An 18249-nucleotide genomic window follows, 5' to 3' on the forward strand; every position below is an offset into this window, starting at 1 on the left:
TGCATTGAATCGCCCCACCGACGATGGCAATGTGAGTACGCTTCCATGGGTGGAACTGGGGGTTTTGGGCCCTCTCCAGGTCCGGCAGGGCGGGGCGCCCGTCACTGTGCCGGGCGCCAAGCCGCGCGCCATCCTCACGATGCTCGGGTTGCACGGCGGCTCCGTCGTGTCCGCCGACACCCTCGTCGAGTTGCTCTGGGGCGAGGATCCGCCGCGCACCGCCGCCAAGGCCCTGCAGACCCACATCTCCTCGCTGCGCCGCGTCCTGGGTGACGGGTTTGTCCTGACGGCGGGCGCGGGCTGGACCCTCGCCGAAAGCGACGTCGACGCCCTGCGCTACAAGGCGGCCGCCCGGTTGGGGCGCGACGCCGCCGCCGCCGGCGACATCAGCCAGGCGGTGGCCCGCTTCGAGGAGGCGCTTGCGCTGTGGCGCGGGATCCCCGAACTGCCCGACGGCAGGCGCGGGACGTCCGAGAAGACGCGGTGGATCGAGGGCCATGCCGCGCTCGTGGAGGATCGGGCCGACGCGCTGCTCGCCACCGGCCGCGCCGCGGAGATCATCGGCGAGCTCGAGGCCGCGGTGGCCGAGGCGCCGCTGCGCGAGAGGCGTTGGGGCCAACTGATGCTCGCCCTGTACCGGGCCGGCAGGCAGGGTGAAGCCCTCGGCGCGTACCAGCGGGCCCGGTCGCTGCTCGCCGACGAACTGGGGGTGGACCCGGGACCCGACCTTCGCCGGCTCGAGGCCGCGATCGTCGCACAGGACACCGCGCTGGAAATCCCTGCGGCACAACAGCCTTCGGTGATGACGCGCGCCGTGACCTTCCTGCTGACCGACATCGAGGGGTCGACGGCCGCCTGGGAGGCCGACGCCGACGCCATGGCGGTGGCGCTCGCGCGACACGACGAGCTCGTCGAACAGGTCGTCACGTCACGCGGCGGACGGTTGATCAAGACGCGCGGCGAGGGCGACGCCACGTTCTCGGTGTTCGAGCGGCCGTCGGCGGCCGCGGGCGCGGCAATAGAGCTGCAAGAGGCCATCATTCACGAGCCGTGGGCGCTGGCCGAGCCCATGCGCGTCCGCGTGGCGTTGCACACCGGGGAGGCCGAGCTTCGCGACGGCGACTACTTCGGCCGGGCGGTCAACCGCGCCGCGCGCCTGCGGTCGCTGGCGGTGGGCGGCCAGATCCTGTGCTCGGGTGCCACCGCCGAGCTCGTCATCGACTCACTGCCCGACGACGTGCTGCTCGCCGATCTGGGCATGCGCGAACTGCGCAACCTGGCGCGCCCGGAACACGTCTTCGAGCTCCGGCTGGAAACGGCCGACGACCATGCGCAGGCGGACATCCCGACCGATGAGCCCGTGCAGCGTCCGAGCCTGCCCGCCGTGCTGGCCGGCCCCGGACCGTTCGTCGGGCGCGGGCGCGAGCTCGAACGGCTCTTTTCCGCGTGGCAGCGCGCGCTCGCCGGTGGCACCAACGCCGTGCTGATCGCCGGCGAACCCGGCGTCGGCAAGACGCGCCTGGCCGGCGAATTCTCGCGGCAGGCCTATGACCAAGGCGCCCTGGTGATTTACGGCCGGTGCGACGAGGACCTCGGCGCGCCGTACCAGCCGTTCGCGGAGGCGCTGCGTTCGCTGGTGCCGTGCATGGGCAGCAGCGCGCTTCGCGGGCTGCGCGGCGTGGAGGCGCTGCTCCCACTGGTTCCCGGGCTCTCCGATGCCCTGCCCGATATCGCGATGCCGACACGCGCCGACCCGGACACCGAACGCTACGCGCTCTTCGACGCCGTCGTCGCGCTGCTCGGAATCGCCTCGGCCGGAACGCCCGTCGTGCTGATCCTCGACGACCTGCACTGGGCGGCCAAACCCACGCTGCTGCTACTGCGGCACCTGCTGCGTTTCGGCGAGCACGCCCGAGTGCAGATCGTCGGCACGTATCGCAGCACCGACCTCGACCGCTCCCATCCCCTGGCGGCGATGCTGGCCGACCTGCACCGCGACGGCACCGCCGACCGGCTGCAGCTTGGCGGGCTCGACGAGGACGACGTCACGGCGTATGTCGCCGAGGCCGGCTACAACGACGAAGAGCTGGCCCGGGCGCTGGCGGCGGTGACCGGTGGCAACCCGTTCTTCCTGATCGAGGCCCTGCGGCACGTCGACGAAAGCGGCGGCCGGTGGGACCAGAGCACGCTGCCGCAGGGGGTGCGCGAGGCCGTGAGCCGCCGCCTATCGCGGCTTCCGGCGGAGACGAACAAGGCGCTTGCCGCGGCCGCGGTCGTCGGCAGCCGGTTCGCGTTGGAACTGGTCGAGCGAGTGGTCGGCGACGACCTCGTCGACGCGTTCGACGAGGCGTGCAAGGCCGGCATCGTCATCGAGGAGCCCGGCGGCCGCTATCGGTTCAACCACGCCATCGTGCGGCAGTCGCTGCTCGCCGAGCTGCCGTCCGTGCGGCGGATGCGGCTACATCAGCGCATCGCCGCGACGCTGGAGAGCGAGGCCGGCGACGACGACGAGCTGCTGGCCGAGCTGGCCCACCACTACTTCGAATGTGCCTGGGCCGGCAACGCCGCCAAGGCCGTCGAGTACTGTCGGCGCGCGGCGGACCAGGCGATGACCCGCCTCGCCTATGAGGGTGCGGCCGACCTCTACGATCGGGCGCTGCACGCGTTGGAGGAGATTGACGACGAGCTGCCCGACCGCGACGACCAGGTCGCCGAGCTGCTGATCGCGCGTTGCGAGGCTCTGCTGGCCGCGGGCGACGTGGCTTCGGCGGCTGGCGCGGTCTCTCAATTGCAGGGCGCGACAATCGATTCGGCCCGGCTGGCGGCGTGGGCGACATGCTTCGACGGCCAGCTGTCAATGCTGAGCCATCCCGAACGACTGGACGAGGTCGAGGCCGCGGTGGGCGCGGCCGCCAGCAAGCTGGCCGAACTGAACGACGCGGCGGGAGAAGCCAAGGCGCACACCGTTCGCGCCGGGTGCCTCGCGCGCCTCGGCAGGATCGGCGACTGCGAGATCGCCCTCGACGACGCCCTGACGGCGGCGCGGCGGGCGCGTGAACACCGGCGGGTGAACGCGGTTTTGGCGAACGCGCCGCTCGCGGCGCTGTGGGGACCCAACCCGGTGCCGCGCGCGGGCGGCCGCTGTCTCGACGTGGTGCGGCTGCTGCGAATCACGACCGATTCGCCCGCGGTCGAGGCGACGTCGACGCGATGCCAGGCGGTGCTGGAGGCCTTCCGCGGGCGGGCCGCGGCGGCGCGCCGCATGATCGACTCGGCCCGGCGCACCGTCACCGAACTCGGTCTGCGTCATGCGTTTTTGGAGGTCGAGCAGTTCGCGGGCATCGTCGAGCTTGTGCTCGGCGATCCGGCTACCGCAGAGCCGCATCTTCGTAAGGCCTACAACGGCTTTCGTCGGATGGGACTCGACGCCGACACCGCCGAGACGGCAGCGCTGCTGGGTCGAGCGTGTCTGGTGCTCGGTCGCGAAGCCGAGGCCGACGAATTGTGCACGGAGAGTGAGCGTCTCGCCGGTCACGCGCTGAAGGCCTCGATCGCCTGGCGTACGCTGCGGGCGCAGCTTTTGGCCCGTCGCGGTGATCATGGCGCGGCCCGGCGGGCGGCCGAGGAGGCTGTCAGCGTGGCCGGGCACACCGACCTGTTGGTGGATCACGGCGACGCGTGCCACACCCTGGCAACGGTTTTGGGTGCCGCCGGCGATGCCGCGGGAGCGCGAGCCGCCGCCGGCCGGGCGGTCGACCTGTACGAGCGGAAGGGCGCCGCGGCACTTGCCGAGAGGGCACGTCGGGCTCTCGGCGAGCGCGCCGTTCCGCCCACCGCCCCGGCGCCACCCGAAAAGCCGGTTGTCGATCTCGACAATGCATGCGTACGAGTGGCCGAACGTGTCATAGCTGCCATTCATAGCAAGGCCTGGGATGCGCTCGAGGAGCTGTATGCGCCTGAGGGCCTCGTCGAGAGTCGTCGGAAGATCGTCGGTTTCACGACCGACCTGTCACCGGCGGACTGGGCACATCTAAGCAGGCGCTCTGTCGAGACGGGCGGCGTACGGTTCAACCAAGTCGTTATCGCCGTGCGTGGCGAGCGCCTGGCTCTCGCTCACTTAGTGGTGGGCAGTGACGACGTGAGCCCTGGGGCGCCACGAGACGAATTTCTCTCGCTGAACGGCATCGACGAGTCCGGTCGAATCGCGCTGCAGGTGTGGTTCGACGTCGAAGACATGGATGCCGCGATCGCCGAACTCGACGCCGCGCACGCCCGGTTCGAGGCGGAGCACCCGCCCGCGCGACGGCTGGAAAATGCAGCGACGCGGGTATACGAGCGCCTGCACGCATATTTCAAAGCCCGCGACTGGGACGCAATAGCCGAGCTTCTCACCGACGACTATTGCGGCGACGATCGTCGTTCGGTTGTGGGCGTCGGGATCCGACGCGGCCCGGATGCTGCGATCGAAGACTATCGGTCGGCCGCCGATATCGAGGTCACGGACGCGAGCTCAGAGGCCATCGCGATCCGTGGGGCGCGCCTCGCCCTCACTCGTGCCCGCTATTCGCGCAGCGCCCAGGAGACGGAGGCGTTCCGCGTCGATTTCCTGCAGATAGTCGAGATTGATGCGGACGAGCGGATCGCCGCGATGGTGGCGTTCGACCTCGGAGACTTCGACGCCGCCATCGCCGAGCTCGATGCCCGCTACCTCGCCGGCGAAGCGGCCGCCCACGCACGCACCTGGTCGGTCATCACGGGTGCATACGCCGCGATGAACCGGCATGAGCTGTTCGCGACAGCGCCGGACTGGGTCGACATCGACCATCGGCACGTGACCACAATCGCGTCCGGAGACGCGATCGCAAACCTTCGCGCTTCATGGGAGCTTGCGTCGGACCTGAGCATCCACATCGAGGCTGTGCACCGGCTCAACGATCTCGGAGCGGTCGTCACGTATGCGGCCAAGGGAACCTCACCGAACGGTTTTGAGGGCGAGTGGCGTGCGATCAACATCTTGACGGTCGAAGGTGACCTACCCAACCGCTGTGAGCTTTTCGACGAGTCCGACCTCGACGCCGCGATCGCGAGGTTCGATCAGCTCAGCCGACCGGCGCGGCGGCTAGAGAACAGGGCAGCCCTGGTATTCGAACACGTCTGGTCGCACTTCGCGACTCGCGACTGGGAAGCATTGGCGGCCACCGTCGCTGACACCTATGTCGGCATCGATCACCGGCGGGTCGTGAGTGCCGAGACCCAACACAGTCGGGGTGAGGTGGTCCGAGACTTGCAAGCGGCCGCGGACGTCGGCTTCACGATCTCGATGGTGAGCACTGTTGCAATCCGCGGTGAGCGTCTCGTCCTCGCACGTTCTCGCGCCGCCGGCCACGACCCCGACGCGATCCAAAACGATGCGCTCAACGTCGTCGAGATCGACGCCGACGACCGGGTCGCCAACGTCGTCACGTACGACGTCGAAGACATCGAGGCCGCCGTCGCGGAACTCGACGCCCGCTACCTTGCGGGCGAAGCGGCCGCTTACGCACGCACGTGGTCGGTGATCACGCAGGCCTACGACGCGCTCAACCGACGCGAGATGCCGCCGACGACACCAGATTGGGTCAATATCGACCACCGGCATGCGGCGTCGTTTGCGCCTGGTGAACTCCCCGCGTTACTAGCCGAGTGGAAACTCGCGTCCGACGTGAGCAGCTCCGTCGAGGTTGTGCACCGGCTGGACGGCCTTGGAGCGGTAGTCAGCTCCGTGTCGCATGAGACCTCGCAAGAGGGCTTCAAAGCCGAATGGCGGAGCATCGCCGTCATCACGGTCGACCGCGACCTGGTCGACCGGTTGGAGGTTTTCGACGAGGCGGACCTCGACGCCGCGATCGCGAGGTTCGAGGAATTGCACCCGCAGTCGCGGCGGCTGGAAAATGCGGCCAGCCAAGCGATCGAGCGCTACACGGCGCATTTCGCGGCCCGCGACTGGGATGCGCTCGCAACGGTCGTGGCTGACGACATCTCCACCGACGATCGCCGACGGGCCGTAAACGCTGGGCTTCGACGCGGTCGAGACGCCGAGATTGCAAACCTGCGGGCGGTCGCCGATGTCGGGACGGCGTACATCGCGTTCCCCGTCATCGCGACCCGTGGGGAGCGCCTCGTCCTCGCGCGTGCCTCGGGAGGCCCTAGCGGATCCGAAGAGTTCGTCATCGAGCTGCTATGCGTTGTCGAAACCAACTCCGACAACCAGGTTGCGACGATCGTTTTGTTCGACCTCGATGACTTCGACGCCGCCATCGAGGAACTCGACGCACGCTACCTGGCCGGCGAAGCCACCGCCCACGCACGCACGTGGTCGGTGATCACCGAAGGCTACGCCGCACTCAATCGGCACGAGCTGCCCCCGACGACGCCGGACGCCATCAGCATCGACCACCGCCGCGGGACAGCGTACGCGCCCGGTGAACTGATCGAATACGTCCGTGCTGGTTGGCAACTGGGTCAAAACATCCGAACCTACGTCGAGGTGGTACATCGGCTGAGCAACCTCGGAGCGGTATGCACCCATGCGGCACAAGGCGCTTCGCGTGAGGGATTCGAGGCAGAGTGGCGAGGGGTCGACCTCTTGACGGTCCAAGGCGATATGGTCAACCGCTGCGAGCTATTCGACGAGGCCGACCTCGACGTTGCGGTCTCCAGGTTCGAGGAATTGCACCCACAGCCGCGAGGGCTGGAAAACGCCGCCAGCCAAACGTACGAACGCTTCCGAAGTTACTTTGCCGCCCGCGACTGGGACGCCATGGCGAAACTACTGACTGCCGATACAACTGTCGACGACCACCGACGAGTCGTGAGCGCCGAGATCCGACGCGGCCGGGACATCGAAATCGCGAACATGCGGGCCTTTGCCGACCTTGGGGCCACGAGGAGTACGGCGACGGTCGTCGCGACTCGAGGTGAACGCCTAGTCCTCTGCCGGACCTGTATCCGGGGTGAAGACCAGCAACCCGGGGGATTCCACATCGAGATGCTCGTCATCGTCGAAACCTCCGCCGACAAACGGATCCTGGCACGCGTCGCATACGATCCAGACGACATCGACGCCGCGTTCGAAGAACTGAATGCTCGCTACATCGCCGGCGAAGCAGCCGCCCACGCGCACACGTGGTCGGTCGTCGCGGGCGCTTTCGCCGCGATCAACAGACACGAACTACCCGTGCTGGCACCCGACTTGGTCGACGTCGACCACCGGCGCGGAGCAGCATTTGCGACCGGAGACCTGACCGCCTACATCCATGATGTGTTCGACGACGCGCAGGATTTCCATGCCTACGTCACGGTCGTGCATCGCCTGAGCGACCTCGGAGCGGTCGTCACCATGACATCGCACGGCACCTCGCAACAGGGCTTCCAGGCCGAATGGCGGGAAATCGGGATCTTCACGTTCGACGACGATCTGCTCAACCGTTGCGAACTGTTCGACGAAGCCGACCTCGATGCCGCTCTTACCCGCTTCGACGAACTGCACTCGCAGGTGCGGCGACTGGAAAACACGGCGAGCCAAATCAGCGAGCGCTTCCTGGCGCGCTTCGCGGCGCGCGACTGGGACGCGATGGCCGAGATGACGGCCGACGACTTTTCGAGTGACGATCGCCGTCGCGTGGTAGGCGCGGGGGTCCAATCAGGTCGAGACGTCGATATCGTCAACATGCGGGCGTGGGCCGGTGTCGGGATCAAGAACATGACGTCGGACGTCATCGCGATCCGGGGGGAGCGCCTCTTGCTCGGCCGTACTCGGTTCTGGGGTCCCGAGCAACGGCCCGACGCGTTCCACAGCGAGGTACTCGGCCTCGTCGAGATCGATGCCGAAAACCGGATCCTAGCCCGAGTCGTGTTCGACACCAACGACATCGACGCTGCATTCGATGAACTCAACGCGCGATACCTCGCTGGCGAAGCGGCGGCTCACGCGCACACGTGGTCGCTGCTCATGGCGGGCGACGCCGCACTCGACCGGTATGAGATCCCCGCCCACACCGAGGACTGGGTCAATATCGATCACCGGCGGGCGACAGCGTTCGAGCCGGGTGACCTAATCGCATACCTGCGTGCCGGCTGGGATTTCGCGCAAGACATGAAGAATCGCATCCTCGCCGTGCATCGGATGACCGACCTGGGAGCAGTCGTCACCCACTTGGCGCATGGCACATTGCAAAACGGATCTGACATCGAGTACCGAGAGGTCGCCCTTTTCACCTTCGAAGGCGATTCGCTCAGCCGCTGCGAGCTATTCGACGAGGCGGATCTTGCCGCTGCGCTCGGCCGGTTCGAAGAGCTGAATCGGCCCGCACCCCAACTGGAAAACGCCGCAACCCGAGTCGCCAAGCAATTCCTGGCGCATTTCGCGGTCCGTGACTGGGATACCATGGCGGAACTACTCGCCGACGACATTTCCTCGGACGACCGCCGCGCGGTCATAAATGCCGGGGTCCGGCGAGGTCGGGATGCCGAGATGGCGAATTGGCGTGCTACCGGCAGTATTTGGCGCACTCATATGGCATCGACCATCGCTACCCGCGGAGAGCGCCTTGCGCTCTTTGATAGCGCTTTCACAAGCCATGATCAGTCGCCTGAAGCGTTTTCCGCTGCCGGACTCGCCGTTGTCGAGGTCAACAACGACAGCCGAATTGCGGGAATCGTCATCATCGACCCCAACGACATCGACGCTGCATTCGAGGAGCTCGATGCGCGGTACCTCGCAGGCGAAGCCGCGGCATATCCGAATACGTGGTCGATGGTTGCAGGGACGCAGGCGGGGTTCACTCGGCGCAAACTTCCTGCGACAACACCAGACTCGGTCTACATCGATCATCGACGGACCATTACGAGCGAGGCGGTCGATCTCGCCACATCTCTTCGTGCCGTGTGGGACGTCATTTCGGACGACATCAATGTTTACATCGAGGCGGTGCATCGGCTGAGCAACACCGGAGCCGTCGTTACGCAAGTGCTGAAAGGGACCTCGCAAGACGGCTTTGACGCCGAGTGGCGAATGATCAACATTTTCACATTCGAAGGGGACCTGGCTAGCCGGTGTGAAGTGTTCGACGAGGCAGACCTCGGCGCCGCGATCGCCCGCTTTGAAGAATTGCACACGCAACCGAGGCGGCTCGAAAACGCGGCGGCCCACGTGAACCAACGCTTCTGGAGCTCCTACGCAGCCCGAGACTGGGATGCCATGGCCGACTTGCTCGCCGCCGACCTCTCCACGGACGATCGCCGGCGGGTCGTGAATGCCGGCGTCCTACACGGTCGAGATGTCCACATTGAGAGCATGCGAGCCTTCGCCGAGCTCGAAGCGAATATCACGTCTGTCGTCATCGCGACCCGCGGAGAGCGCCTCGCCCTTACCCACTTAAACCGTGGCCTGAGCCACGGAGAATTCGGCCTTGAGCTCCTGTACATCATCGAGATCGACACCGACCACCGGATCGCGGCGGGAGTCTTCCTCGACCCCGACGACATCGACGCCGCTTTCGCCGAACTCGACGCTCGCTACCTCGCCGGCCAAGCGGCAGCCCACGCGCAGACGTGGTCGGCGATCACGCGGGCATATTCCGGATCCAATCAACGCGAACTTCCCGGCATGACACCCGATTCGGTCTACATCGACCATCGAGCGGTCTTAACGACCGAATCAGAAAATCTGGCCGGATACCTTCGTAGCGAGTGGGACCTCATACCGGATTTCACCGCCTATGTCGAGGCGGTGCATCGGCTGAGTGACCAAGGGGCGGTCATCACACATGCTGCGCATGGAACCTCGCAAGAGGGCTTTGACGCCGAGTGGCGGGTAATCGTCGTTGGCATACTCGAAGGCGGCCTCTACGGCCGCGTCGAGGTCTTTGATGAGGCCGACCTCGACGCAGCCCTCGCCCGCTTTGAAGAATTGCACACGCAACTCAACCGGCCCGAAAATGCCGCAACCGTAGTGGACCAACGCTTGTGGGCCTGCTTCGCGGCCCGTGACTGGGCCGAGGTGGCGAAGCTGATAGCCGACGACATTTTTACAGATGATCGTCGCCGGGTCGTGAACGCCGGGGTCCGGCACGGTCGAGATAACTATTTAGCCGAAATGCAAGCCGTCGCAGACGTCGGGACCGAGAACATCACTTCGACCGTCGTGGCGACCCGCGGAGCTCGCCTCGCCCTCACTCGGATCCGTGGCTCGAAGTCCAGCCTGCGGTCGAACGAGTTCAGTCTTGAGGTGCTCAACATCGTCGAGGTTGATGCCGACAACCGGGTCGCGGCGCGCATCGGGTTCGACCTGGGCGACATCAACGCGGCCTTCGCCGAGCTCGATGCCCGGTACCTCGCCGGCGAAGCGGCCGACCACTCACACGCCTGGTCTGTCGTTGCCCGGAGCTACGGCGCATTCAACCGGCGCGAAGAGTTTCCGACGACGGCGGACTGGGTGAACATCGACCACCGGCAAGGAGGTGCGTTCGCGCCCGGTGACATAACCGCAGCCATCCATGCGCTGTGGGACCTCATGCCGAACACCAGTTGCCACATCGAGGCTGTGCACCGGCTGACCAATTTCGGCGCAGTCGTAACCAGCACGACGCGCGGGACCTCGCAAGAGGGTTTCGACGCCGAATGGCGTCAGATCGACATTGTGATCGTCGAAGGCGAGCTCGTCAGCCGTTGCGAGATCTTCGACGAGGCAGACCTCGACGCCGCGCTCGCCCGCTTTGAAGAACTGCGCCCGGCGGCGCCGCAATTGGAAAACGCGGCTAGCCAAGTGGATGCGCGCCTCCATGCCTACTTCGCCGCCCGCGACTGGGACGCGATGGCCGAGGCTATGACGCAGGACTTTGTCTATGACGATCGACGTCGTGTGGCGAACGCCGGTCTCCGGCGGGGCAGAGACGCCGAGATGGTAAACATTCGGGCGCTCGTCGACCTCGGGGCAACTGTGACGTCGACCGTCATGGCGACCCGAGGCGAGCGCCTCGTTCTGACGCATTCCCGCTTCTCGGGCCCGGATCAACGGCCCGAAGCATTCCACAACGTGATGCTCTCCGTGGTGGAGATCGACGCCGACGAACGGGTCGTGGCACGAGTCATCTTTGACGTCAACGATATTGACGGTGCCTTCGAAGAGCTCGATGCTCGGTACATCGCCGGAGAAGCGGCGGCTTACGCGCAAACGTGGTCGGTCATCCTGCGGGCGTGCGTCGCGCTGAATAGACGCGAAATCTTCGCGACGACTGCAGATTTTGTCGACATCGACCATCGGTCAGTTGCAGCGATTGGGTCTGGTGACCTGAAGGCATACATGCGTGCGGCGTTAAACGATGGCGAGTACAACGTGTACATCGAGGCCGTGCATCGGCTGAGCGACCTCGGAGCAGTCGTTACCCTCGTGTCGAGCGGGACCTCACAAGAGGGTTTCGACGGCGAGTGGCGCATGGCGGACATCTTTGCGGTCGAAGGTGACCTGATCAGCCGCTGCGAAATCTTCGACGAGGCAGACCTCGACGCCGCGCTCGCAAGGTTTGACGAACTGGAACCCCAGGCGCGGCGGCTCGAAAACGCGGCAAGCCAAGCGCTAACACGCTTCTGGTCCTGCTTCGGGAGCCGAGACTGGGCCGCGATGGCCGAAACGATGGCCGACGATCTTTCCTCGCACGATCACCGGCGGGTCGTGAACGCCGGTGTACTACGCGGTCGTGATGTCAACGTCGCAAACATGCGGGCCGTTGCCAAGGTCGGATTCGAGGGCCTTGCGTCGACCGTCATTGCGACCCGCGGGCAACGCCTCGCCCTCACTCGTACTCGGTCCTCGGTCCATGACTTTGAACCCGGGGAAATCAGCGCCGATATGCTCGGCGTCGTCGAAATCGACAACGACAACAAGATCATTCGCACTGCCTGGTTCGACCTGGAAGATATCGATGCCGCCTTCGCCGATCTCGATGCTCGCTACCTAGCCGGCCAAGCGGCAGCCCACGCGCAGACGTGGTCCGTGATTGCAGGGGCCTACGCCGGGTTCAATCGGCACGAACTCCCCCCGATGACACCGGATTCCGTTTACGTCGATCATCGGCCGCTTGTAACGGCCGAAGCGGTTGATCTGGCCGCATCCGTTCGTACCTTGTGGGATCTCACTCCCGAAAACAGAATGTACGTCCAGGCCGTGCATCAGCTGGGCGAACTCGGAGCCGTCATCACGCACGCACGGGAGGGCACCTCCCCAGACGGCTTCGACGCCGAGTGGCGAGGGGTCACGATGCTGATGGTCGAAGGCGACCGGATCAGTCGGTGCGAGGTCTTCGACGAGACAGACCTCGACGCCGCGCTCGCCCGCTTTGAGGAACTGCACACGGAGACGCGGCGGCTGGAGAACGCGGCAAGCCGGGTGCATGACCGGTACTTTGCATACTTCCGGGACCGCAACTGGGCGGCGATAGCCGAGGTCCTGAGCGACGACAGTTTTATCGACGATCGCCGTCGCGTGACAAGTTCCGGGTTCTGGGACGGTCGCGATGTTGTGATGGCAAACCTGCGAGCCCTCGCCGACGCCGCGCCCGTAGCGTGGGCGGTCATCGCGACCCGCGGGCAGCGCCTCGCCCTCACTCACATCAGTTCTCCGAACCGAAATCTGCAATACGGGGAGTTCAGCAGCGACATGCTCATCGTCGCCGAGATCGACACCAGCGAACGGATTGCGGCGCAGCTGGCGTTCGACCTCGACGACATCGACGCCGCCTTCGAGGAGCTCGATGCCCGGTACGTTGCCGGCGAAGCTGCCGCCCACGCGCGCACGTGGTCGCTGATTGCCGACGGCCACGCGAGATTCAATCGGCAAGAACTACCCGCGACGACTGCGAATCCGGTTTACATCGATCATCGAGCGGTCGTATCGATCGAGCGGGGTCATCTGGCCGCAACTGTGCGTGCGGTGTGGGACGTCACTCCGACCGCCAGCGTCTATATCGAGGCGGTGCATCGACTGGACGACCTCGGGGCCGTCGCCACCCAAGTGATAAAAGGAACCTCGCAAGAGGGCTTTGACGCCGAATGGCGAACGATCACCGTTTTCACCTTTGAGGGCGAACTGCTAAGACACTACGAAACATTCGACGAGGCAGACCTCGACGCCGCCCTCGCGAGATTCGAGGAGCTGCACTCGCAAACACCGCGGCTGGAAAACGCGGCAAGCCGAGCGTACGAGCGCTGCCTGAAATACTTCGCTGACCGCGACTGGGACGCCATGGCGCAGGTGTTCGCCGACAACTATTACAACGACGATCGCCGTCCTGTCGTGAATACTGGGGTCCGACGCGGTCGAGATGTCGAAATCGCCAACGCAAAAGCCGTCGCCGACGTCGGGGCCGAGAACATTACGTCGACCGTCATTGCGACCCGCGGCGTTCGCCTCGCACTCTGTCGCACGTGCATCTGGGGTCAAGATCAACCGGAGGCATTCCGCATCGAGTTTTACAGCCTCGTCGAAATCGACTCCGAAGAGCGGATGGCAGCGCACGTGGCGTTCGACCTCGACGACATCGACGCCGCCTTCGCCGAACTCGATGCCCGCTATCTCGCCGGCGAAGCTGCCGCGCACGCGCCGACGTGGTCGGTTATCGCACGGGAATGCGCAACCTTCAATCGGCACGAAGTTCCCGCGGCGGACTGGGTCACCATCGACCACCGACAGCTCGCCGTAATCGACGCGACCGAAGGGCAAGCAGCCATGCGCGCCATTTGGGACGTCACTCCAGACCTCAGTTTCCGCATCGAGGCCGCGCATCGGCTCAGCAATTTCGGAGTGGTCGCCACCTATCAGGCGTCTGGGACCTCGCCAGAAGGCCTCGACGCCGAGTGGCAGATGATCCTCGTTCTGAGAGTCGAAGGCGACCGGATCAGCCGCTGCGAGGTATTCGATGAGGCAGACCTCGACGCCGCGCTCGCCCGATTCGAGGAACTCGACCGGCCAACGCCGAGGCTCGTAAACGCGGCAAGCCAAGCGTACGAGCGCTACTGGACGTGCTTCGCGGCTCGCAATTGGGTCGCTATGGCTGAGCTACTGGCCGCTGACACTTACACCGACGATCGCCGTCGGGTCGTGAATGGCGGGATCCGGCGCGGGCGGGACGTCGAAATCGCGGATATGCGAGCCCTCGCCGAAGTCGTCGCGCCCGACATAACGTCGACCGTGATTGCGACCCGCGGAGAGCGCCTAGCCCTCAGTCGGATTCACGCCCCGGCGTTTCAAACCGACGTACTCAACCTCGTAGAGATCAACACAGACAAACTGATTGCGGCAGTCGTCGGGTTCGACGTCGACGACATCGACGCGGCATTGGAAGAACTGGACGCCCGCTACCTCGCTGGCGAAGCGGCCGCTCACGCGCGTACGTGGTCGGTCATCGCGCGCACCAACACCGCATTTAACCGGCGCGAGCACTTCCCGACGACCTCGGACTGGATCAACATCGATCGGCGACGGCTCTCAATGATCGAGGAAGGTGGTCTGACCGCAACCGTCCGTGACACGTGGCAGCTCACGCCGGATATCAGCGCGCGAATCGAGGCCGTGCATCGGTTGACGAACCTCGGCGCGGTCTTTACACAAGCTGCGTACGGGAGCTCACAAGAGGGGTTCGACGCCGAGTGGCGGGTGATTGGAATCTTGACGGTCGATGGGGATCTGGTCAACCGCTGCGAGCTCTTCGACGAGACAGACCTCGACGCCGCGCTCGCCCGCTTTGAAGAACTGCAACCGCAGGCGCCACGGCTGGAAAACGCGGCAAGCCGAATACTCGAGCGATACCAAGCGTGTTTCTCGGCCCCGGACTGGGCCGGAATCGCAGAGCTCCTGGCCGACGACATTGTCGTGGACGATCGCCGACGTGTCGTGAACGCAGGAGTTCGTCATGGTCGAGATGTGCACATCGCGGACCTGCGAGCCGCGGTGGAGGTCGGCGCAAAGACCATATCGTTGAGCGTCATTGCGACCCGCGGAGAGCGCCTTGCCCTCGCCCATGCCCGCGCCTTCAACCGCGACATGCCCGACGAGGTCGGCGCCGAGTGGCTCGGCGTCACTGCGATCGACGCCGACGAGCGGTTCGTCGCGATGGTCATATTCGACCTTGACGACATTGACGCCGCCTACGAGGAACTAGACGCCCGCTACCTCGCCGGCGAAGCGGCACCATTCGCACGCGTGTGGCAAATCGCTTTGGACACGCTGGGCGAGGCCAACCGTCATGAGCCGGGGCCAATGCTGACCGGATTCGCATACACGGACCATCGACGAGTTCCGTTCGCGCCGGGAGATTTCAGGCGGGCGGTCGAGGAGTTGTGGGCTCTCGTACCCGACGCCCGCTACCGGATCACAACGGTGCATGCGCTCGATGCCCACGGCCTAGTCGCCAGCTTCGTGATCGAAGGAACCGACGAGTACGAAAACGAATTACAGTGGCCACGCCTGCTTTTACTCAATCCCGACGAACCGCGGATGGAGGTGTACGAAGAGGATGACGTCGATGCCGCGCTTGCCCGATTCGCCGAACTACATTCGCAGGCACCGCGGCTGGAAAATGCGGCAACGCAAGTGGCCGAACGCCTTCGCGCGAACTTCGCGGCCCGCGACTGGACCGCACGGGCGGAACTACTGGCCGACGACTGCTCCATCGACGATCGCCGTCGGGTCGTGAACGCCGGAAACCTACACGGCCGAGACGCCGACATCGCGAACATGCGTGCCATCGCCGACCTCGGAGTCGCAAATATCGCATTGACGGCTATTGCGACCCGCGGTGAGCACCTTGCCCTCAGTCGTGCCCGCATGTCGGGCCGAGACCAGCGGCCCGGAGCCTTCTACACCGAGACTCTCACCATCCTCGAGATCGACACGAACAACCGGGCCGCGACGCAGGTTGTGTTCGACCCCGACGACATCGACGCTGCCTTCGAAGAACTCGAAGCTCGGTATCTTGCGGGGGAAGCTGCGGCCCATGCGCGAACATGGTCGGTCATCACGGGGGCGTACGCCGCGGTCAACCGACACGAGCTGCCGCCGACGACGCCCGACTGGTGCAACATCGATCATCGCCGAGGGGGCCGAGCGTTCGCGCCAGGGGATCTGGAGGCTTACCTTCACGTCACCTGGGATCTCATAGCGCCGGACGTCAATGCCTACGTTGAGAAGGTGCACCGGTTGAACGACCTAGGTGCGGTCGTCACGCGGGTGATCAAGGGGGCCTCGCGGGAGGGCTTCGACGCCGAGTGGCGGGAGGTCGGCCTTTCGACCGTGGAGAGCGATCGGATTAACCGGTCCGAGTTGTTCGATGAGGCAGACCTGGACGCCGCGCTCGCGAGGTTCGACGAACTCAACCGGCCGCCGCTGCTTGACAACGCCGCGACCCGGATCTGGGAAGGCATGGCTGACGCGTTCAAGCGCCGCGACATAAATGGTTTCCTTGCCCTCTGCACTGCGGACATCCGATACCAGGACCGGCGGAAAGGCCTGCGCGATGAATTCGAAGGTGAAGCACAGCAGAGGATAGCCGTGCGGGCCATGTTCGAGACGGCACCCAGCGGCTTTCGGCTGGAGGTGGAGCCCATCGCCATAAGGGGTTCTCGGCTCTCGCTGATCCGCGTGTGTTATCGCGACACCGATCACGCGGATCGACCAGTCGTCGTCGAGCTCTTGCAAATCACGGAAGTCGACGAGACCGGCCTACTGCACTACAGCGTGACGTTCGACGTCGATGACATCGACGCTGCCTTCGCGGAGCTTGACGCGCGGTATCTCGCCGGCGAAGCGGCCGCTTATGCGGATACATGGTCCGTGATTTCACGGGGCATCGCCGGGTTCAATCGGCGCGAACTTCCTGCGACAATTGCGGATCCGGTTTACATCGATCATCGACCGCTCGTTTCGATCGAGGGGGTTGAGCTGGCCGCGTCGCTTCGCGCAGTGTGGGACATCACTCCGGACTTCAGGGTCTACATCGAGGCAGTGCATCGGCTGGACGACATCGGAGCCGTCGTGACCCAAGTGCTGAAAGGGACTTCGCAAGGGGGCCTTGACGCCGAGTGGCGGATGATCGCCCTCGTCACGATCGAAGGCGACCTGATCAGCCGCTCCGAAGTCTTCGACGAAGCGGACCTCGACGCCGCGCTCGCCAGGTTCGACGAACTCAACCGGCCTCTGCCACTAGAGAACGCCGCAACCCGAGCCCGCACGCGCACTGCCGAGGCAATCAATCTCCGTGACGTGGACGGCGTACTGGCCCTAGCCACTTCCGACTCGCGATATCAGGATCGGCGGAGGGGGCTGCGTGATGAACGCGCAGCCACGCGTGAAGTTGTGCGTGCGATTTTCGAGGCGCCTACCGCGTGGCAGTTGGAGGTAGAGCCCGTAGCCATCAGGGGATCCCGCCTCGCGTTGACCCGCGACATATATCGGGACACGGATGATGTTGACCGACCCGTCACCGCCGAGCACTTGATGCTCACGGAAGTCAATGCCGACGGACTCGTGTGCAACTCGGTGATTTTCGATCCCGACGACATCAACGGCGCGTTCGCTGAACTCACCGCCCGATGGATCGCATCTGGGGAAGTCGAGCATCCGGAAGTCATCGAGGCGATGTGCAAGCTGACCGAGGCCACCAACCGTCACGACTGGGAGGCGTTCGCCGCACTCAGCGCCGGAGCTACATACGTCAACCACCGACAGCTGTCCAGCCCCGGCGTGGAAACCATCGGCGACCACATGCCATCGATCCAGACGATGGCGTCGCTCGTACCTGATTTTTGGGTCGAACAAGCCGAGGTCCTCACGCAGTCGGCGTTGGGCGTCGTCAACCACACGGTCTTGCGGGGCACGTCGGTCGATGACGTTGCGGTCGAGATTCCACTTGTCGTGCTGATGATCTTCGACGCCGACCGCGTGAAGCGTTACGAGGCCTTCGACGCAGACCAATGCGACCTAGCCCTGGCCCGGTTCGCGGAACTCAACATCGAGCCCCAGCCGCAATGACCGTCACCAGATCGCGCCCGCTCGGCAGTGATAACGAAAATTCTCGATTCATAACGGGCCTACCGCCCACGTCCGGCCCCCGGAGGTGACGTGTCGGCAGCACCGGGTCGTCCGCTGCCCCTGGTCACGGACGCAAACCGCCCTCTCCACTGCTACGGCCTGGGCTGCCCGCAGACAGGGACACTATT

Annotated in this window: 1 protein-coding gene; it reads left to right on the forward strand. The window is 65.2% G+C overall.

Annotated elements, in window-relative coordinates; all coding sequences use genetic code 11:
- The first annotated feature begins 49 nt into the window (after positions 1–49).
- Positions 50–18061: a BTAD domain-containing putative transcriptional regulator gene (locus AC5Y6X_RS03150; protein WP_499984438.1), complete on the forward strand. Its 18012-nt coding sequence runs from the start codon at positions 50–52 to the stop codon at positions 18059–18061.
- Positions 18062–18249: the final 188 nt, after the last annotated feature.

The organism is Mycobacterium sp. NGS26 (assembly GCF_059813025.1).